The organism is Chthoniobacter flavus Ellin428, assembly GCF_000173075.1.
Lineage (GTDB): Bacteria > Verrucomicrobiota > Verrucomicrobiia > Chthoniobacterales > Chthoniobacteraceae > Chthoniobacter > Chthoniobacter flavus.
The window spans coordinates 142,133-162,215 of record NZ_ABVL01000008.1 but is presented as its reverse complement, the minus strand read 5'-3'; the positions used below and the strand labels follow the sequence as shown (position 1 = coordinate 162,215).

Genomic DNA, 20,083 nt, shown 5'->3' with positions numbered 1-20,083 from the left:
GGTCCATTCCTCCGCCGGAGGAATGGAGATGATCAACTGTGCCTCCAGCCATGACGATCGACTGTCCTCATTGCCAGGGAACGATCGAAGCGGATGAAGCCTTGGCCGGGGACGTCATGAGCTGTCCTCTTTGCGCGCGGGCGCTTTTGCTTCCGGAGTTGAATCCGGTATCGGTGGGCCAGTCGACCGCGGCGACGGTGCATTCCCGCACGGCTGCCGTGCGACCGGTGGTGCAACCACGGAGGGCGACGTCGCCGCCAGTGACCGGGGGTGACGGCCGCTCGGGCGGGAAGGGAATATTCTGGTTCGTGCTGCTGATCGCCGCGGCGGGATGCGGTTACGGCTTTCGTGCGGAGTGGATGCCGCTGGTTCGCAAGTGGGTTTGGCGCGATCAACCGGTCCATGTCATCCATCCAGATGGGACGCCGTTACCAGTCATCGCTCCGCCTGAGGCAGCTCCCGCACCCGTAATGGCGACACCGGCGCCCGAGGCGGCAGCCGCGCCCCTCGTGGATGCGCAGAAGCTTGCGCCCGATCCGCTCGCCTGGTTGCTCCGCAACAAAGACCGCTGGCCGGAGGAGGTCACGCTGCTGAAGACCACCGAATTTCCGGCAGTGGTGCAGGGGAAAGTTTACGGTTCCGTGAAAGTTCCCGTGGGCACCGAGGTGCAACTCGTGGAACTGACTCCGCGCACTGCAGGCGTGGTTTACAATGGTGGCGGCGCGCGCGTTCCCATCGACGCGACCAACCTGCTCGATTTCGCGACGGTGGAGATGAATCGTCCCGAGTCGGCGGCGCCGGTGGCGACCGCGACGGCCAGCATGCCCGCGCCGATTTCCAAGGGACCGACGGCGGCGATCGCGCAGCATCCCGTGCGCAAGTCCGGCCGCTTTGTCCATCCCGGCGCCCTGCACACCAAGGAGGATTTCGAGCGCATGGCCGCGAAGGTGAAGGCCCACCAGCAGCCGTGGTTTGAGGATTGGCAATTGCTCGAAAAGAGTCCGCACGGTTTGGGGGCGCCCATTCGGCCAGTGCCGCAAATCGTTCGCGGTATCAACGGGCAGAATAACTACACGCCCTCGCAGAAAGACGCCGCGACGCTTTACCAATGCGCGCTGCGTTACCGAATCACGGGCGAAAAGGCTTATGCTAACAAAGCGGTGGAGTTGCTGAATCGGTGGTCGGCTACGATGAAGAAGCCACCGACGGGGAATAGCAACTATGCGCTCGGCGCTGGGATCGTCGGTTACGAATTTGCCTGCGGGGCGGAAATGATGCGCGACTATCCGGGCTGGAAGCCGGCCGATTTCGCCGCCTGCCAGGAAATGATGAAGTTATTCCTGCAGGCGAATCGCGTTTTTCTGCAAAAGCACAACGGCACGCCCGGGACGCATTACCGGCTCAACTGGGATACTTGTAACATGGCATCGATGCTGGCCATTGGGGTATTCCTTGACGACGAAGAAACCTTCAACGAAGCGCTCGACTACTTTTACGAAGGAGTGAGCAATGGCTGCGTCGAGCGAGCCGTGGGTTATGTCTTCGCGGACGGCCTCGGACAAACGGAGGAGATGGGGCGCGACCAACCGCACAATATCACGGGATGGGAGTTCATGGCGAAGTTCTGCCAGATCGCCTGGAACCAGGGAGTCGACCTTTTCGGCTACGATAACAATCGACTGCTGCGCGGCTGGGAGTATGTGGCCAAATACAATCTGGGATATGAAGTTTCCTATGTCCCGCATCGCACGGCTGATTTGAAATACACGGAGGCGACCGTGGCGAAAGGGTCTGTCCTCGGCCCGATGTGGGAGTTGGTTTACAACCACTATGCCAACCGCAAAGGCATTGCCGCGCCCTATGTGAAGGAGGCCGCCGAGAGAGTGCGTCCCGAACCGGGACCGAATCCGGCCGGTCATCCGTCAGGTTATGACTGGCTCGGCTTCGGTACGCTGACTTACACGCTCGATCCGCTGAAGGAAGATGCACCGCCCAGCGGGTTGCGCGGATTTTGGGGCGAGAACGAGATCACGCTCTCGTGGTGGGGATCGGCGCATGCCGACGGATACCAGATCCAGCGCGCAACCCAGCGCGGCGGACCTTACACAACCATCGGCACGGTTGGGGAAAAAGATACCAGCTTCATCGACCCGAATGTGACCGCCGGAACGACTTACTACTATGTGGTGGCGAGCAATGGCTCCAGCGGGTGGAAGGGCAAAACGAGTGCCGAGTTGGAAGTCGCGAACAAGCTCGTGACGCAATATCATTTCGACGGAAATACCAAGGATGGCGTCGGTCACCAGGACGCCGTCGCCAGTGGTCACCCAAGCTACACGCTGGGCATGGGGAATGGAAAAGCCATCGTACTGGATGGCGTTCACGATTATCTCACGCTGCCCGTCGGCGTGGCTAACGATCAAGACATCACCATCGCGGCCTGGGTTTATTGGGACGGAGAGAAGAACAACGAGCGCATCTTCGACTTCGGCGGCGACGTGACAAAGTATATGATGCTGACCCCGAAAGCCGGTGACGTCATGCGATTCGAAATCACCACCAGTCGTGGCAATGAAGGCACCGGCCGTCTCGAGGCACCGGCGCTGAAGCCGCGCCGCTGGGCGCACGTCGCCGTCACCTTGAGCGGCGACACTGGCACGCTCTATGTGGATGGCGAGGCGGTGAGTAGCGCACCCATCACTCTCCATCCGTTCTTCACGCAGACGCAATGTTACATCGGCAAAAGCCAATTCCCCGATCCTTTGTTCAAGGGACGGATCGCGGACTTCCGCATCTATAACTACGCGCTGCCGGCCAGCGCGGTCCGGGACGTTTTTCAGCGGCTAAGGTAGAACATTCCAATTTAATCGGACGCACGGAAAATCAGAGTGGCAGCGGCATCCAGTTGCTGTCGGACTTTGGAGTCAGTCGGTATGGAGCGAGTGGCGGGTCGCCGTTTTTAGGTTACGGCGCGTTTTCTTGAAGATGTGGGAGACTGATCGCGTTTGGGCTGCGTAGCCACAGAGTAGGAAGGCTGCCGAAGAGGGCCATTTCCTTACGGGAGTCCCTCAACTCGGGGCCAAAGCCGCTTGTTGAGCGAGGCGGCGCAGATTGTAGGCGGTGGCCAGCAGCAGCAGTTCGATCTTCGCTTTGGCCAACCCAAAGAGCCGGAACCGCCGGAACCCAAGGACGTTTTTCAGGACACCGAAGACGGGTTCACTGGCCGCGGCCCGCCGGGCATAGAGTCGCTGGTTCTCCGGTTGCTCGAGGCGCTCTCTCATCTCTTGGGCACTTTGCCGTCGCCGCTGTTGCACTTTCTTGAGCCGGTAGGTTGTGGGGGGCTCTGGAGCGGTCGCGCTCTGCGGGGGACAGAGCACTGTCACTGCCCATTTCTTTTCCACCGCGTAGATCAGATCGGTGTTGTCGTAGCCCGTGTCGGCCACCACGTGGGTGATCTCTGCGCGCAGCGCTTCGGGCACTTTGGCCAGGGTCTCTCCCAAGGCCCGCCGGTCGTTGCCATCCTGGCTCAGATGCACCCCGACGATCAATTGGCTGCGGCTCTCGGCCCCAGCCTCCACGACCAGTTGGGCGTTGTAGCCTTGCAGGTAGACTCCGTGGGCATCGCGCATCAGCCGGCTCTCGGGTTCCACCAAGTTGATACAGCGTTGCGCATCCTTTTTGGCTGGTGGTTCCTCCATGGTCTGCGCGGTCTTCTCCGCGCTCGTCGCTCCCCGCACCCGGCAACTCGGCGCGCTGGGATCTTCGGGATCTTCTCCTCTGGCTTGCTCCTGACGCTGCCGCCTGCAGGCTTCCTGCCGCGCTTGCAATTGCGCCTTGGCCTCGCGCAACAACGCCTGGCGCTGCTCTTTGTCTTGCAGTTCTTTGGCCAGAGCTTCACCCGGCGCTCTGGTTTCCTCTCGATCGGCTGCTTCGGCTTGCTGCAGCAACTCTTGGATCTGGGTCTGTAACTCGGCCAGTTCTTGTTCCAATTCGTTCCGCCGCCGGTTCGAACGCCGCGAGGCTCGCGCCCCCAGTTTGGTCCCATCCACGCTGACCGTGCCCAGCCGATGAAACGCTTTGAGTTCCCGAGCCAGTTGCAGCACCGCCACAAAACAACTCTCCAGCAAGCTCGCGTTCTCCCGTCGAAAGGTGGCAATCGTATCGTGATCGGGATGCTCGTTGGCACACAGGTAACGCACGCTCACATGGCTGTAGGTCGCTCGCTCGATGGCCCGGGACGAAAACAGCCCCTGTCCATAACAATAGATCAATAGGCTCAACATCATCGAGGGCGGGTATTGCCGATCGCCCGACCCACGTGCATTGACCCGCGCCAGCCGCACATCACACGTCTCCACCGCGTCCACGATGAATCTCACCAAGTCATCCTTGGCCACCCAATCCTTCATGTCCGGCGGCAGCAACATCGGGGTCTCTCGATCGATATTCACAAAACGCGTCGCCATGATACGTTTATGTATCTTTTATCAATAAAGTCAAGTATAAACCTAAGTCCGACAGCAACTTCCAGCCGCTAATCGTTCAACGTGAAGCAACAGGATGCCGCTTCCACTCTACTTGGCTATCGCTTGCTTCCTCACGCCACGAACGCGTCAAATTGAGCCGAAACACCCTTGCCTCTGTTTAGAGTTGATCGGCGGCCAGGATCGTCGCCCCACAATGGCGCTGTCTGCCAGTGGCTCGACTTGTGACGCGCAGGTGGGTTGTCGGGAAAGGCAGAACGTGTTTTCTTCCGTCATGCCTCTACCTTACCCTACGATTATTCCCGGGCTGCGGAGCCCGGCTGAGCAGGTCAATGGTCTCGTTTATTTCGGGCGGATGCTGGACAAAATCCGGCTCGCGGCGGCGGGAAAATTACCGGAGGGCTGGCAGCCGATGCGCGGGGCGGTGAAAGGGGCTTTCGACGGTCGGTGCTGCGAATTTCTGCAGCTCGATTACGCGGCGCTGGAGGCGGAGACGCTGAAGGGCAGGAAATCCGATGCGGAATTGCTGGAGTGGGCGTTTGCCCATGGGCGGAGGCCGAGCGAGACAGAGATCGAGGTGTGGAATGCCTTCATGCTCAAGCGCGGCTGGCGCGACGCGGGGACGCAGCGGCTCAATGAGCGCCTGGCGGAGATCGGTCTGCCGCCGGGGACGGTGCAGACGATGTTTGAATTCATCGATGTCGATGAAGGCCGATTGAAGGTGGACGCCGCGCAGTAAGCGATGGAAGGGGCGATGCTTTCCGGGCGTCGCCATCTCCTAATCGCTGATCGGCTGGAACATGGAACTCCAGCCGCGCATGACAAATTTATTGATAAGTAGAATAAGACGCTACAAATGAGTAGCGTTATTCACTTCGTGTTGCGTGTTACTGCGGATGTTTACAGAGAAAATGCCCTGAAAGACCTGCTCAAATCGTCCGGTTTGTTCATTTTTTTCTGGACAGTTTGTCTGAAATGACCGTCTAATCCCGCCCCAATGCGCGCCCAAACCGAACTCGACTCGCATGCGCCTGCTGCTCCGGCTTCCGGAGCCGCGCCGACGCTTTCCGAGTTGGAGATCGAGGCCATCGACCTCTTTATCGGCCTGATCAAGCTGCTCGGGATGCCGAAGTCGGTGGGCGAGCTTTACGGGCTGCTTTTCGTTTCGCCGACGCCGCTGCCGATGGAGACCCTCATGGACCGACTGAACATGAGCAAGGGCTCGGCGAGCCAGGGGCTGAAGCTGCTGCGATCCTTTGGTGCGGTGAAGACGGTGTATGTGGCCGGGGACCGGCGGGATCACTATGTGGCCGAGTTCGATCTGAGCCGGTTCGCTTCCAATTTCATCAAGGGCGAGTTGCAACCGCATCTCGATAGCGGGCTGGAGAGGATCAAGCGCATGGAGCATCTCATCCAACAATTCACGCCCGGCGAGCGCGACACCGCGGAAAATCGGCTGGTCCGCCTGCGTCACTGGCACGAAAAAGGGCAGGCCATGGTGCCCTGGATTTTGAAATTCCTCGTCTCCTGATGCGACCGGAATCTTCCATTCCCACCCTCCTTCCTGCGGAGATTCCGGAGGCGAAATGGTATTGTCTGCGGGCGCAGCCCAAGCACGAGCACATCGCCGCTGCCCGGTTGCGGCAGTGCGAGGAGATCCAGGTCTTTTGTCCGCGGGTGCGGATCCAGCGTTCCACGCGGCGTGGTTTGGTGTGGTTTACCGAGGCGCTGTTTCCGAATTACCTTTTTGCCCGTTTTGAATGGGTGCAGTCGCACGCGCTGGTCCGTTCCTGCCAGGGGGTGAGCGGCATCGTGCGCTTCGGCGATCATGTGCCGGAAGTGCCGGCCGGGACGCTCGACGATTTGCGCGCGTATATGGAAGACGCGGAGCTGAAGACCGTGTCGTTCAACATCGACGAAGGGGACGACGTGGAAATCGTGGAGGGACCTTTTCGCGGACAAAATGGCGTGGTGAAGCAACTGCTGCCCGCGCGGGAGCGGGTGAAGGTGCTCCTCGAAGTTTTAGGCGGAGCCACGGAAGTCGACTTGTGTCTGACCTCGGTCTTCAAGGAAGCCGCCGTGCTGGTCTGAGGCCGAGGGCGGCCTTGGTAAATTACATGAAAAGCCTGTCGCAAGAAAGGCGCTCGGAAGGTCTCACTGGGAACGAAAATCCCGGCGAACGACCAAGGGCGGCAGCTTGATCAAATTCCGCCCCGCGTTTCCCGCCAACCGCAGCGCAAGATAGCCCAATGCCCGCTACCGAAATATCAAACGATCGCACCGAATGGTCCAAAGTCCTCACTCCCCAGCGAGGATGGCTGGAGATCCGTTGGAAGGAACTTTGGGATTACCGTGATCTCATAGGGCTCCTCGTGCGCCGGGACTTCATTGCGACTTACAAGCAAACGGTGCTCGGTCCGATCTGGTTCCTGCTGCAGCCGATTTTCACGACGATCATCTTCACGATCGTCTTCGGTCGGATCGCGAAAATATCGACGGACGCGATTCCCGCGCCGCTGTTTTATCTGGGCGGGTTGGTGATGTGGCAATACTTCGCCGATTGCCTGAACAAGACCTCGAACACCTTTGCCAACAACGCCGCGCTGTTTGGCAAAGTCTATTTTCCCCGCCTGGTGGTGCCGGTCTCCGTCGTCATCACCAACCTGCTCACGTTCACCATTCAGTTCACTCTGTTCCTGGGCTTTCTTTGCTTCTTCATGGCCAAGGGCGCTCCGGTGGCGCCCAATTTTCGCATCATCGTACTACCGGTGCTCATCGTGCTCATGGCGGCGCTGGGGCTCGGCGCGGGATGCCTCGTGTCGGCGTTGACGACGCGTTATCGTGACCTTTCGGTCGCCGTCAGTTTTGGCGTGCAGTTGTGGATGTACGGCAGTGCGGTGGTGTATCCGCTGTCGAATATCGCGCACGAGTGGCGCTGGCTTTTCGTGCTCAATCCCATGGTGCCGATCATCGAGGCGTTTCGATTTGCCTTCCTGGGCGCGGGAGTCGTGGAGGTCTGGCAACTTGGCATCGGGGCCGCCATGTGTTTCGCGATTCTGTTCGCGGGAATCGTCACCTTCAATCACGTGGAAAAAACCTTCGCCGACACGGTCTAATGTCAGTCGTCATTCGAGCCGAAAACATCAGCAAGCGCTACCGTCTGGGTGTCATCAACCGACGGATGCTTTACCAGGATCTGCAGAGCGGATGGGCGCGCTTGCGCGGCAAGGAGGATCCGAACCGCCCCGTCTCGCACAATGGCGCGCGCGTGGAGGGCGATGACACTTTCTGGGCGCTGCGGGATGTCAACTTCGATATCACTTCCGGCGAGGTGATCGGCATCATCGGCCGGAATGGCGCCGGGAAATCGACGCTGCTCAAGGTGCTCTCCGAAATCACCGCACCCACATCCGGGGCTGTGAAATTGAAAGGGCGCGTGGCGAGCTTGCTTGAAGTTGGCACGGGTTTTCACCCGGAACTGACCGGCCGGGAAAACGTCTTTCTCAATGGGACCATCCTGGGCATGACAAAGGCGGAGGTTCGCTCCCGGTTTGATGAAATCGTGGCATTTTCCGAGATCGAAAAATTCATCGATACCCCGGTGAAACGATACTCGAGCGGCATGTACGTGCGCCTGGCGTTTGCTGTCGCAGCGCACCTCAGGCCGGAAATCCTGATCGTCGATGAAGTGCTTGCCGTGGGTGACGCGGCTTTCCAGAAACGGTGCATGGGCAAGATGGAGCAGGTCGCCGACAACGAAGGGCGGACGGTGATCTTCGTGAGTCACAACATGCAGGCGGTCTCCACCTTGACGCATCGATGCCTGCTCATGAACGACGGTCGAGTCACCTTCGATGGGCCGACGGATCAGGCGATCGGCCAGTACTTGCGCGAAGGGGCGGTGGAAGAACACGTCTACGTTTCGCCGCCCGATGGCGAGGAGCCGCGCATCGTGCGCGCAGAAGTGGTCACTTCCGAGCCGGCCTACATCCAGAGCACCGGGAAAACGATGGAAGTGCGTTTCAAGGTACATGTGCCGCGTGCGATGCGGGACGCTGCGATCTCGTTCCAGGTGATGAATGCCTATGAGCAGCCGGTCATGCACCTGTGGGTGTTCGATTCCGGCCTGCCGTTGTGCCAGGAGACGGGGACGGTCGAGCTGGTGTGCAAGGTGCCGAAGCTCCGTCTCTACATGGGAAAATACACGCTGACTTTGCACTTCGTGGCTGGCAGCCGCCGTTTGCAGATGGTCGAGCGTGTTTGCGCGTTTGAAGTGGTCTTGTACGGTCAGTCGCGCGAAATCGACTGGCAACCCGGCGCCTGTGCCTATCTCGAGGAAGCCACGTGGAGTGCTGCAGAAAGGACGACCTCATGCTGACCAAAATTCGCAAGCTCCTGGCACCGCCTCCGGCGCCTCAGCCACCCAAGGACCCCAAGTTCGAGCAAGTCCTCACTTTCTCCATGTCGGCTCGCGCCGTTTTGCAGAATCTGCACGACATGGCGAAAGACGTGCAACGGCGGGGCGTGCCTGGTGATTTTGTCGAGTGCGGCGTTTGCAACGGTGGCTCGGCCGCGGCGATCTGCCTGGCATTCGCCGATTCCGGGCGGAAGGCGTGGCTCTACGATTCCTTTGAAGGCATGCCGGAAACACGGCCGATCGATGGGCCGGACGCTGCGGCGTATCATGGCAAGTGCGTCGGTGCGGTCGAACAGGTGCGCGCCGCGGTTGTCGTCGCCGGTTTTCCCGAGGCGGACTGCATCATTCGGAAAGGCTGGTTTGACAAGACCTTCGTCGAGGAGCTCCCGGAGAAGGTGGCCTTCCTGCACGTGGATTGCGATTGGTACGACAGCGTCATGCTCACGCTCGAGACATTCTACGATCGCGTGGTCGAAGGGGGCGTCATCGTGCTCGACGACTTCGGTCATTGGGAAGGCTGCCGCGAAGCGTTTTACGATTTCATCGGACGGCGGAACCTGAAGCCGCTGCTCGAGCGATGCGGCCACACCGAGGCCTGGTGGGTGAAAGGCAAGCAGCACAATCGAACCCAATAGATTCCATGGCTGTCAGCACCAGTTCCGTAAAGGACTACTACGACGCGCACACGATCGACAAGCTGCGCGGATTTGTGGAAGGCAATCTGCGCGTCGAAATCGCCTGGGAGACCATTGCTGCCTGGGCGCCCAATCGTCCGAAACGCATCCTGGAGATCGGGTGTGGCGTGGGAGACATCTGCTGGCGCATGCGCCGTCGCTGGCCGGAGAGCGAAGTGGTCGGCCTGGACATCAGCGCGCGTTCGATCGAAACCGCCCGCCGTTTGTTTGGCGATGAGAAGCTGAGCTTCGTGGAAGGAGAGCTCAAGCCGGGGACAGTGCATGGCCCATTTGATTTGATCGTGCTCATGGACGTCTACGAGCACATCGCGCAGGCGGAACGGCCCGCCTTGCATGCCATCCTGCGCGAACTGCGCAGTCCAGAAGGCCGCATCGTGCTGGCCTTTCCTACGCCTCGGCACCTCGCCCACCTGCGCGCCAACGAGCCGGAATGCATCCAGCCGATCGATGAGGATGTGGACGTCGATGTCCTGCAAGTGCTGGCGCGCGACACGGCGTCGGAATTGCTGCTCTATCGTGAGGTGGGAGTCTGGCACGAGGGCGACTATGCGCATGCCGTCACCGGTGTCAGGACCGGCTGGAAAGGCGTGCGACAGCCGCGGCCTCCGGGCTTGCTCGCGCGTCTTCTGCAGCGCAAGCCGGCTCCCTTGGTGCCGGATCGGGAGAAACGCCTGGCCTATGTCCGGGCGCGCCTCGGGGAGGGCGTGTATACCGCTTCATGAATCCGCCGCCGTTGGACATCCGCACCCATTTCCTGGAACCGCCTTTGAGCGCTTCCAATCTCTACAATTTCCTCGCGCGCACGGCGATCGTTCGGCAACTGAAAGCGACGCTGCCCCGCTTCCGTGGCACGGTGCTGGATATCGGTTGCGGATACATGCCGTATCGCGGGCTGCTGCTGGCGGCGCCCAGCAAAGCGGAGCGGTACATCGGTCTCGATTTGCCCGACAATTTGTACCAGAAGCCGGACATCGAGTGGAATGGGCAGACCATTCCCCTGGAACCCGGCACGGTGGATTGTGCGATCGCGACGGAACTGCTTGAGCATTGCCCGGATCCTGAAGCGGTCCTCCGCGAAGCGTACCGGGTGCTCAAGCCGGGGGGGGTCATTTTCTTCACCGTGCCGTTTTTGTGGCCGCTCCATTGCGTGCCGCACGACGAGTATCGCTACACGCCCTTCGCGTTGCGACGCCACATTCAGGCGGCGGGTTTTTCGGATGTCGAGCTGCGCGCGCTGGGTGGATGGGATGCGAGCCTGGCGCAGGTTCTGGGGCAATGGGTTTTGGCTCGGCCGATGCCGGCGCCGCTGCGCTGGATATTGAGCCGGCTTGCCCTGCCGATTTTCGCGCTGTTGCGCGCGATTGATCGTCCGCCGAAAAAGTTTCACGAGGGCGCCATGCTGACGGGCCTCGCGGGCACCGCGGTGAAGCTCGCATGACCCGGCCACTGGCCATTTTCACGCCGCAGATCGGGACATTTTCGGAAACGTTCATCCGCAGGCACATCGAGCGTCTCCTGCCCGAGGGGGTAGTCGTGGTCACGCAAACGACCAAGCAGCCCTTCGCCGGAAATTGGTCGGTCAATTGTCCGACGCTCGTGCTCGATCAACTCGCGACTGGCCGCCCCCAGCGATGGCTTCATGGCCTTGGGTCGAAGCTCGGCTGGATCAAAACGTCGCTCCAGTCGGCGTCAGTCGCGGAGTTCCTCAAAGAACATCGAGTGCACACGATGCTGGTAGAGTATCTTGACCACGCGCTTTGCTGGCTGCGATTGGCGCGCGAACTCGACATCCGGCTTTTCGCGCACGCCCACGGCTACGATGTGTCGGCTTATCTCCAGGACAGCAATTGGCGGTCGCGCTACCCCCGGCTCAACGAATGCGCCGGTGTCATCACGATGAGCCGTTTGAGCAAACAAGCGCTCCATGCCGTGGGGATCGGCGAAGACAAGATTCATGTGGTGCCCTACGGAGTGGACGTGCCAGCGGAATTTCCCCGACGGGAGGAGAATTCCCAAGTCGTCCGGTGCATCGCGGTGGGGGTGACGGCGCAGAAAGCCCCCATTCTCACGCTGGACGCCTTTCGTCGCGCAGCGGAACAACACCCCGGGCTCCATTTCGATTTCATCGGCCGGGGCGATCTGTTCCCGGCGATGCAACAATTTGTGCGGGCTTTTGGCTTGGAGCAACGCGTCACGTTGCATGGTGCAAAACATCACAGTGAGGTGCTCAAGCACATGGGCCGCGCCGACCTCTTTCTGCAGCATAGCATGGTCGATCCTGCGGGAGCGACGGAGGGGTTGCCGGTGGCGATTCTCGAGGCGATGGCTGCCGGATTGCCGGTTGTTTCCACCCTGCATGCCGGAATTCCGGAGGCAGTTGCCGAAGGGGAAACGGGCTATTTGGTGCGTGAAGGCGATAGCCGGGCGATGGGCGAAAGAATCGCGCAACTCGCCTTTGACTGTGATCTACGCCGACGCATGAGCCAGGCCGCATGGCAGCGCGCGCGCGATCATTTTGGCTCGGAGAAACAGCGGGCGTCGCTTTTGCAAATCATGAATCTTTCCCCTGCGGCTGAAAAGAATGTGGCGCTCGATTGAAAATCTTTGGCGAACCGTGGCACGGCTCGATTTGCGCGCCCGTCTGCGCAAGCATCTTGCTTTTCGCGCGTTTCGCGCGCGGTGCCACCAGAGCACTCCGCTCCAGGTGGTGATTGGCGCCGGCTCGACGGAATTTTCCGGCTGGGTGTCGACGGATCTCGAATCCTTGGATGTGACGCTTCCGCAGTCATGGAAGCGTCTTTTCCGGACAGATAGCATCGATCGTCTGCTCGCTGAGCATATCTACGAGCATCTCGACGAAGCGGAGTGCCGGAAGAGTTTTCGCGAATGCTTTCGCTATCTCAAGCCGGGCGGGCTGCTGCGGATCGCAGTGCCGGATGGACATCGCCGCGATTCGGCCTACGTCGCCGAAGTTTCGCCGCCGAAGGATGGGCACAAGATGCTTTTTACCGTGGAAAGCTTGCGAAGCTTGCTTGAGGAGGCGGGTTTTCAGGTGACACCACTGGAATACTTCGACGCGAGCGAACAGTTTCATCATTCCGCGTGGGATCCCGCCGACGGGATGATCCGCCGTTCGTTGCCGTTTGATACCCAGGAAGCCTTTCGTATCGGGCCGTTGCATTACACCTCGCTGATTATGGATGCCCGGAAGCCGAATCGTTCTCGCCCATGTGCGGAATAGCCGGAGTCGTCGCGCGGGAACCACTCGGTGACGAGTGGGGAGGGCGCATTGCGGCCATGAAGGGGGCGATGTTTCATCGCGGGCCGGATGGGGAGGGCGAATATCGCAACACCAATGTGGTGATCGCGATGCGGCGGTTGAGTATCATCGACCTCGTGGGTGGTGGGCAGCCGCTGTTCAACGAAGACCGGAGTGTTGCGCTGGTGGCGAATGGCGAGGTCTACAACTTCCTCGAGTTGCGCGAGCAACTGGAAAAGCGGGGCCACACTTTTGCAACCCACAGCGATTGCGAAACGATCGTCCATCTCTACGAGGAGTACGGAGTGGATTGCGTGCAGCACCTGCGCGGCATGTATGCCTTTGCGCTTTGGGATGAAAAACGGCGTCGACTCCTGCTCGTGCGCGATCGCCTGGGCGAGAAGCCGCTCTATCTGCACGAGAGCGAGGGGCGGGTGGTATTTGCCTCCGAACTGAAAACGCTGCTGGCGTCAGGAGTTCCGGGGCATGAGCTCGATGAAGACGCCGTCGACCTGTATTTTCACTACCAATATGTGCCCGAGCCGCACACGCCGCTGAAAGGGGTGCGGAAGCTGGATGCGGGGCATTTACTGGTGATCGACACCGCGCCATGGCAAGTGACCGAGAAGATTTACTGGCGAATGGAAGATGCGCCGCCGATCGAGGGCAACCCGGCGGAAATCATCCGGCAGGAACTGGACACCGCCGCGCGGCTCACGATCCGCTCGGATGTGCCGGTCGGTGTCGCTCTCAGTGGTGGCCTGGATTCCGCGGCGATCGCCGCCTTGGCGGCCCGGCACTATCCCGGAGTGCTGCACGCGTTCAGCATCGGCTATCCGGGGCGTCCGCCGAGCGATGAGCGCGCCGATGCGAAAGCGTTTGCCGACCGGCTCGGCGTGCCTTTTCACGACATCGAACTCGAGACGGGGGAGATGACGCGCCTCTTTCCCGAGCTGGTGTGGTGGCGCGATGACCCGATCGCGGACATTTCGGGCTTCGGCTATTTTTCCGTGATGAAGCTGGCCCGCGAACACCGCGTGCCGGTGGTCTTGCAGGGGCAGGGCGGCGATGAACTTTTCTGGGGTTACCCGTGGGTGAAAGATGCAGCGGTGGCTGCCGCCGAGCGCTTCTCGAGCAAAGGGCCTCTGGCCATGTTGCGCCGTCTGGCACCGCGTGGACGGCGCACGCGCTTTTACGATTTGACCCACGACTACCGCACCGCGTGCAAGACGGTGCGGGGCGTGTACGGGCGCCGGATGCGGGATGGAGCGCGCCGCTTCGGGGCGAGCCGCATATTCGATGCACCGCAGGTGCCCGGGCAGGAAGGCATCGGCGTGACGCGGTTGATCTTCGATACCTACCTGCGCGAAAACGGCATCACGCAGGGCGACCGGTTGAGCATGGCATCTTCCATCGAACTGCGGCTTCCACTGCTCGACTACCGGCTGGTTGAGACGGTCATCGGCCTGCGCAAAACGAGGACCGATTTTTACGCGCCGTCCAAAGCGTGGTTCACGGAAGCGCTCGGCGATTTGCTGCCGAAGGAAATCCTTGACCGGCCCAAACGTGGCTTTACCCCGCCGGTGGGAGACTGGCATCGGGCGTTGTTTGCGCAGTACGGATCGTGGCTCCGCGACGGCTACCTGGTGCAGGCGGAGATCCTGAGTCCGGAAGGCGCGACCGCGCTGGCCAAAGGTCCGTTTCCGCGCGGCCTGGCCACGCCGCTTTCCTTCAAAGCATTGGTGCTCGAGCTTTGGTACCGGAGAGTGAAGGAAAAGGCTGCACCGTCCGTTTCGTGATGTTCGCGCCCGTCGTCCTATTTGCCTACAATCGGCCCGACCACGTCCGGGCCACGCTGGAAAGCCTGGCGGCCAACGCCGGGGCCGGTGAAACGCCGCTGTACATTCATTGCGACGGAGCGAAACCGCAAGCGGGTGGGGAGGAACGCGAACGAGTGAACCAGGTGCGCAAGGTCATTCGCGAAAAACAGTGGTGCGGGCGTGTGACGATCGTGGAATCGGAAACCAATCGCGGCCTCGCGGATTCGATCGTGCAAGGCGTGCAGGACGTCCTCACCCGTCATGGTTCGGTGATCGTGCTGGAGGATGACCTGCTGCTTGCGCCGGGCTTCCTGTGTTACATGAACGAGGCGTTGCGCTGCTACGAAAACGACGCGGACGTGATGCACGTCTCCGGTTACATGTTCCCGGTAAGCGTGGAACTTCCAGAAACGTTTTTTCTCCAGCTCACCAGTTGCTGGGGCTGGGCCACCTGGCGCCGAGCCTTTACGCAATTCGAACCGGATGCACGGAAACTTCTGGCGGGACTCGAGGAGCGCGGCTTGGTCAGAACATTCAATTTCGAAGAGGGATACGACTATGCAGGGCAACTGCGCGCCAATGCAGTGGGGACTTTGCGAACCTGGGCCGTACGGTGGTACGCCAGCGTCCTGTTGCGCGGAGGGCTGGCTCTGTTTCCCAGGCAAACGCTCGTGGAAAATACCGGCTTCGACGGCAGTGGGCGCGAACTGTAAAAGTCTGGATCAGCGCTTTGGGAATGAAAATGGGGGGTGACATTCGGGTCATGCGCTCGCCGCTTCAGGAATCCGCGGCGGCTAGAGAAGCCGTCCGCCGCGCGCTCCAGGGCTCCGCGGCCAAGCCTTCACCGCCGAGTTTTCTCACGCGCTGGAAGAAGTCATTCCGAACCTTTACGCGGATGAAATAAACTATGATTGCCAAATTCTTTCAAAAATGGCGCGGGCTGTCCCAGGCGGCTGAACCGCCCCCGAGGAACGCCGTGCCTCCTTCCACCGAAGCGAAGCCCGATACGGATATCTACTGGACTCCCGCGATGGCGGAGGCTCTGGAAACGTGGGGAGAGGGCAATGCCTGGGACGAAATTCAATTTCTCCTGGCGACCACGCGCGGTCGTGTGCTCGACATTGCCTGTGGCACCGGCAAGACGATGCAGACGCTCGGTCAGCGCTTTCCCGCTTTGGAACTGCACGGGTGCGACATTTCCGATTTTCTGATCAGCAAAGCCATTCAGCGTGGTTTGCCGACGGATCGTCTCCGGGTGTGCGATGCCACCCAGACCGGCTATCCGGACGGCATGTTCGACTATTCGTACTCGATCGGGTCACTCGAACATTTCACCGAGCAGGGGATCTCGGATTTTCTCAAGGAAGCCGCGCGACTGACGCGCCAATTTTCCGCGCACATGGTGCCGGTGACGCGCAGTGGGCGGGATGAAGGCTGGATCACGCCGCATCAAAGCTATTACAATAACTCGGTCGAATGGTGGTTGAAAAAATGTCGCGAGCATTTCGGTGTGGTTTACGACATCGACTCACGCTGGTCTGACCAGATCTCGACCGGAAAATGGTTCATCTGCGGACACTCATGAGCAATCCCCTTAAACTCCAGGCCAGTCGCTTCTGGCCCTCTCTCAAACGCCTCTATGCCGGGGCGCCGAGCATCGCCATGTGTCGTGTGCCGGAGCTGGAATTTGCCGCCCTGCTGCCGCTCGACGGAAAGACGCTGGACCACTGCTGTGGCGACGGCATTTTTGCCAGCCTCGCCTGGCCGCAGGGGCGATTCACGGCGGGCTGCGACATCGATGGACGGGCAGTGGAGCAATGCCGCAAGCGCGGGCGTCATGAGAGCGTGGAAGAATGTGATGCGGCCAAGGGGCTGCCTTATGCGGACGCGACTTTCGACCTGGTCTTCAACAACAGCGCGCTGGAACACATTCCCGATGTCGATGCGGCGCTGCGCGAGATCGCCCGCGTCACGAAACCGGGCGGCACGTTTGCGTTCAATGTGCTCAATCACCGCTATTTCGAATGGTGGCCGGGCGACGAAGCGTCGCGGACGGGCTATCGCGAGTGGCAGCCGTTTTTCCATGCGCTGACCCGTGAGGAGTGGGCGGAGCGGCTGCGGAATGCAGGGTTTTCGGTGGAAAGCGTGCGCGGTTATTTCGTGCGCGGGAGCGCACAGGAACTCGCGCTGCTTGACTGTGAATTTTCCGGGCTCGCGCTGCGCCAGCGCCCGAGCGAGCTGGTAACCAAATTCCGGCGGATGGGGCGGTTGAAGAAATGGCTGTGGTGGCGACGCCTGGGAAATTTTGCATGGACGGCGGAGGACGATGCCGGTGCGGGCTATTTCATTACGGCCAAACGTTTGTGAGCACGGCCTCCATGACGTGGGAAGAAGCGGTCCGTTGGTACCGGGCCCAGCCCGGCAACGAGGCCGCCATTCGCCACAATTATTTCGATCTGCCGGTCCGCACCGCCGCGGAGCGCTATGCAGCGAGTGAGGAGTTCGCGGAGATCCGGCGGCTGCTCGGGCCGGGCGGCGGGCGTGCGATCCTCGATCTTGGCGCGGGCAATGGCATCGTCAGCTACGCTCTCGCGCGCGATGGTTGGAACGTGACTGCGCTCGAGCCGGACCCGAGCGCGGAAGTGGGCGCGGAAGCGATCGAGCGCCTCGCAGCGGAGAGCGGGTTGGCCATCCGCGTAGTACGCGAAGTGGGTGAAAGGCTGCCCTTTCCCGATGGCGCCTTTGCGGCGATTCATGCGCGCCAGGTTTTGCATCATCTCCAGGACCTGGACGCCGGGGTGGCGCAGATGGCCCGCGTGCTGGCGCCGGGCGGTCTGTTGCTCGCGACCCGCGAGCATGTGGCCGATGATGCGGAGCAACTCGCCGGTTTCCTGCGCGCGCATCCGCTCCAGTCGCACTATGGTGGTGAAAATGCCCATCCGCTCGAGCGCTATCTCGGAGCGTTGCATGGCGCCGGGCTGGTGCAGCGCGCGTTATGGGGACCGCTGGAGTCGATCTTGAATTTTTTCCCGGGAACCGAACAGGTCCGCCAGGAGACGGTGCGGCGAATCGCTGCGCGACGCTGGCGCGGGCTCGGAAGGCTGCTCGCGTGGTCGCCGGCCTTTCGTGCTGCGCAACTTGCCATGGTCACACGGCAGGACCGCACCCCAGGCCGCATCTTTAGCTTTCTCTGCAGCAAACCCGTATGAGCAATACCATCCTCGTCACCGGGGCGGCGGGCTTCCTGGGCCGGTACATTGTCCGTCAATTTTTGCGCGAAGGCTGGGAAGTCGTCGCGGTGGACGATGTTCCGCCGGAAAATGCGCCGGCGGGACGGGGCATGCGCTTCGAGCGGATGAGTCTGCCGGATGGGCGGCTGCCGGAGTTGTTGAAACGCGCGGCGCCGCGTGCCTGCGTGCATTGCGCGGGAAGGGCCTCGGTGCCGCTTTCGCTCTCGGAACCAGCGGCGGATTTTCAAGCGAACACGGTCCTGACTTTCGAGATGCTCGACGCTCTGCGCCGGCACGCGCCGACCTGCCGTTTCGTGCTCCTCTCGAGTGCGGCGGTTTATGGCGACCCGGTCACGCTCCCTGTGACCGAGTCGCATGCCGTGCAGCCAATCTCGCCCTACGGTTACCACAAACGCCAGGCGGAGATTCTCTGCGAAGAGTTTGCGCGCGTGTACGGGTTGCCCACCGTGAGCGCGCGGATTTTCTCCGCCTACGGGCCCGGCTTGCGGCGCCAGGTGGTATGGGATGTTTGCGAACGTTTGCTGAACACCGGCAGCTTGTCGTTGCGCGGGACCGGCGAGGAAACGCGGGACTTCATCCACGCGCAGGACGTGGCGCGCGGACTTTGTCTTCTGGCTACGGCCGATGCGGCAGGCCGGGGGGAGACTTACAACCTGGCGAGCGGACGCGAAGTGTCGATGCGGGAACTGGCCGCGATCGTGGCGCACGCGTTGCAATCTTCCGCCGTGCCGGGTTTCGACGGCCAGGTCACACCGGGCAATCCCCTGAAATGGTGTGCCGATTTGACGAAAATCCGCGCGCTGGGGTTTGCCCCGGAAATCTCCTTCGAACAAGGTGTGAGCGGCGTGGCTGCGTGGTGTGCAGCAGAACTCGCGGCCCGATAGATTTCCCATGCGCATTGGATTGATCATGCAAGGCGGCGACGCCTGGATCGGCGGCAGCGAATATGTCAAAAATCTCGTGCAGGCCGTGGCGACGCTGCCGGCGTCAGAGAGAAAGAGCTTTGAGTTGTTTCTCATCGCGCGCTCGCCGCAGCAGGAGGAATTGCTGAACGCCCTCCGGCCGCACGTGGACGGAATTCTTTTTCTCGAGGAGACGCGGCCCGCGGACTCGTTGACGCAACGTGTCGCCATGCGGTTGGGGCTGCACCGGCCGGTGGATAACGCCCATTTCAAACGGCAGATCCGCGAGTGGGGAATCGGTCTTCTCTACCCCATTACCTACGATAACAACTACAATATCCGGGTAAGGCTGCCGCTGACCGATGCCGGCCTCACTGCGCGGTGGATCGGCTGGATTCCCGATTTTCAGCACAAGTATTTGCCGGAGCTGTTCCGCCCGGAAGAACTGGCGCGCCGCGAGGAGGGCATTTCCATTTTGGCGCGCGATGCCCGGGCTCTGGTCTTCAGCAGCGAATCTGCCGCTGCCGATTTCCGCCGGTTCTATCCGGAATCACGAGCGGCGATCAAGGTCCTGCGTTTTTGTACGAGCCCGTCGCCGGCCTGGTACGAAGGAGATCCGCAGGCTGCGCGAACGAAGTATCATCTTCCGGAGCGGTTCTTTCTCGTCAGCAACCAATGGTGGCGGCACAAGAACCACCTGTTGGTTTTTGAAGCGCTACAACTGCTCGCCAGCGAGGGCGTGAGGCCATTCGTAGTCTTCACGGGATCCCCGCTGGACTTTCGCGATCAAGCCTACGTGAATGTCGTTCTCCAGCGTGCGCATGAATTGGGCATTGCCGGGCAGGTCGCGCTGCTGGGCCTGGTGCCGCGGGCGGATCAGATTCAGCTCATGCGCGGTGCGGTCGCGGTGATTCAGCCTTCGCTTTTCGAAGGCTGGAGCACGGTCGTGGAGGACGCCCGTGCTTTGGGTCGGCCGATGATTTTGTCCGACTTTCCCGTCCACCTCGAACAGAACCCGCCGGCGAGCGTCACATTCGAACGGACCTCGGCGAAAAGCCTGGCGAAGGTGCTCCGGCAGGCCGACCGGGAATGGGCATGGCCGCTCGACTCGGAAAGCCAGCGCCAGGCGCGCGACGACGCCGCGCGGAATCTGCGCGAATTTGGAAAGACATTCCTCGCCATTGCGCACAGTGTCTGAGCGGTCTGGTTCTCTCGATGTCTCTGCCACTGGTCATTCGGATTCGGGATGCGCTCC

19 protein-coding genes are annotated in these 20,083 nt (G+C 61.1%); 18 read left to right on the top strand and 1 reads right to left on the bottom strand.

From position 1 onward, the window contains the following. Positions 1–50: 50 nt before the first annotated feature. On the top strand, positions 51–2,852 hold the full coding sequence (locus CFE428DRAFT_RS15020) for a LamG-like jellyroll fold domain-containing protein (RefSeq protein WP_006980425.1): 2,802 nt from the start codon (positions 51–53) through the stop codon (positions 2,850–2,852). Positions 2,853–3,068: 216 nt separating this feature from the next. Here the strand turns inward: CFE428DRAFT_RS15020 and CFE428DRAFT_RS15015 are convergent, their stop codons facing one another. Further along, complete coding sequence (locus CFE428DRAFT_RS15015; RefSeq protein WP_006980424.1) at positions 3,069–4,466, bottom strand: transposase; 1,398 nt, start codon at positions 4,464–4,466, stop codon at positions 3,069–3,071. Positions 4,467–4,758: 292 nt separating this feature from the next. Here CFE428DRAFT_RS15015 and CFE428DRAFT_RS15010 point away from each other — a divergent pair, with 292 nt between their 5' ends. The 17 genes from CFE428DRAFT_RS15010 (at position 4,759) to CFE428DRAFT_RS14930 (ending at position 20,026) form a co-directional block, all read left to right on the top strand. Next, a complete protein-coding gene (locus tag CFE428DRAFT_RS15010) occupies positions 4,759–5,223 on the top strand; it encodes a DUF5069 domain-containing protein (protein ID WP_042725034.1) in 465 nt (154 codons plus the stop codon). A gap of 258 nt (positions 5,224–5,481) precedes the next feature. Beyond that, on the top strand, positions 5,482–6,015 hold the full coding sequence (locus CFE428DRAFT_RS15005) for a GbsR/MarR family transcriptional regulator (RefSeq protein ID WP_006980422.1): 534 nt from the start codon (positions 5,482–5,484) through the stop codon (positions 6,013–6,015). Then, entirely contained in the window at positions 6,015–6,575 is a 561-nt protein-coding gene (gene nusG, locus CFE428DRAFT_RS15000; RefSeq protein ID WP_006980421.1) for a transcription termination/antitermination protein NusG, read from the top strand. Before CFE428DRAFT_RS15005 ends, nusG begins: the two co-directional genes overlap by 1 nt. 158 nt (positions 6,576–6,733) lie before the next feature. Beyond that, positions 6,734–7,600, top strand: coding sequence for an ABC transporter permease (locus CFE428DRAFT_RS14995; protein ID WP_006980420.1), 867 nt, complete (start codon positions 6,734–6,736; stop codon positions 7,598–7,600). Then, complete coding sequence (locus CFE428DRAFT_RS14990) at positions 7,600–8,862, top strand: ABC transporter ATP-binding protein (protein ID WP_006980419.1); 1,263 nt, start codon at positions 7,600–7,602, stop codon at positions 8,860–8,862. The genes CFE428DRAFT_RS14995 and CFE428DRAFT_RS14990 overlap by 1 nt, the downstream gene beginning before the upstream one ends. Next, a complete protein-coding gene (locus CFE428DRAFT_RS14985) occupies positions 8,856–9,536 on the top strand; it encodes a TylF/MycF/NovP-related O-methyltransferase (RefSeq protein WP_006980418.1) in 681 nt (226 codons plus the stop codon). The genes CFE428DRAFT_RS14990 and CFE428DRAFT_RS14985 overlap by 7 nt, the downstream gene beginning before the upstream one ends. 5 nt (positions 9,537–9,541) lie before the next feature. Next, positions 9,542–10,318 (top strand): class I SAM-dependent methyltransferase, encoded by a 777-nt coding sequence (locus CFE428DRAFT_RS14980; RefSeq protein WP_006980417.1) that lies wholly within the window; start codon positions 9,542–9,544, stop codon positions 10,316–10,318. Next, positions 10,315–11,034 (top strand): class I SAM-dependent methyltransferase, encoded by a 720-nt coding sequence (locus CFE428DRAFT_RS14975; RefSeq protein ID WP_006980416.1) that lies wholly within the window; start codon positions 10,315–10,317, stop codon positions 11,032–11,034. Before CFE428DRAFT_RS14980 ends, CFE428DRAFT_RS14975 begins: the two co-directional genes overlap by 4 nt. After that, complete coding sequence (locus CFE428DRAFT_RS14970; protein ID WP_006980415.1) at positions 11,031–12,194, top strand: glycosyltransferase; 1,164 nt, start codon at positions 11,031–11,033, stop codon at positions 12,192–12,194. Before CFE428DRAFT_RS14975 ends, CFE428DRAFT_RS14970 begins: the two co-directional genes overlap by 4 nt. A 16-nt stretch (positions 12,195–12,210) precedes the next feature. Then, positions 12,211–12,837 (top strand): class I SAM-dependent methyltransferase, encoded by a 627-nt coding sequence (locus CFE428DRAFT_RS14965; protein ID WP_202797436.1) that lies wholly within the window; start codon positions 12,211–12,213, stop codon positions 12,835–12,837. Beyond that, positions 12,825–14,654, top strand: a complete 1,830-nt coding sequence (gene asnB, locus CFE428DRAFT_RS14960) for an asparagine synthase (glutamine-hydrolyzing) (RefSeq protein WP_006980413.1) — start codon at positions 12,825–12,827, stop codon at positions 14,652–14,654. Before CFE428DRAFT_RS14965 ends, asnB begins: the two co-directional genes overlap by 13 nt. Continuing rightward, entirely contained in the window at positions 14,651–15,388 is a 738-nt protein-coding gene (locus CFE428DRAFT_RS14955) for a glycosyltransferase (RefSeq protein ID WP_157447522.1), read from the top strand. The genes asnB and CFE428DRAFT_RS14955 overlap by 4 nt, the downstream gene beginning before the upstream one ends. A gap of 263 nt (positions 15,389–15,651) precedes the next feature. Continuing rightward, positions 15,652–16,260 (top strand): class I SAM-dependent methyltransferase, encoded by a 609-nt coding sequence (locus CFE428DRAFT_RS14950; protein WP_202797435.1) that lies wholly within the window; start codon positions 15,652–15,654, stop codon positions 16,258–16,260. After that, positions 16,257–17,042: a class I SAM-dependent methyltransferase gene (locus tag CFE428DRAFT_RS33720; protein WP_006980410.1), complete on the top strand. Its 786-nt coding sequence runs from the start codon at positions 16,257–16,259 to the stop codon at positions 17,040–17,042. Before CFE428DRAFT_RS14950 ends, CFE428DRAFT_RS33720 begins: the two co-directional genes overlap by 4 nt. Further along, positions 17,039–17,884: a class I SAM-dependent methyltransferase gene (locus CFE428DRAFT_RS14940; protein ID WP_202797434.1), complete on the top strand. Its 846-nt coding sequence runs from the start codon at positions 17,039–17,041 to the stop codon at positions 17,882–17,884. Before CFE428DRAFT_RS33720 ends, CFE428DRAFT_RS14940 begins: the two co-directional genes overlap by 4 nt. Then, positions 17,881–18,810, top strand: a complete 930-nt coding sequence (locus CFE428DRAFT_RS14935; protein ID WP_006980408.1) for an NAD-dependent epimerase/dehydratase family protein — start codon at positions 17,881–17,883, stop codon at positions 18,808–18,810. Before CFE428DRAFT_RS14940 ends, CFE428DRAFT_RS14935 begins: the two co-directional genes overlap by 4 nt. A 7-nt stretch (positions 18,811–18,817) precedes the next feature. Beyond that, positions 18,818–20,026 carry a glycosyltransferase family 4 protein gene (locus CFE428DRAFT_RS14930; protein ID WP_006980407.1) on the top strand — a complete coding sequence of 403 codons (1,209 nt, stop codon included), beginning with the start codon at positions 18,818–18,820 and terminating at the stop codon, positions 20,024–20,026. Positions 20,027–20,083 lie beyond the last annotated feature (57 nt).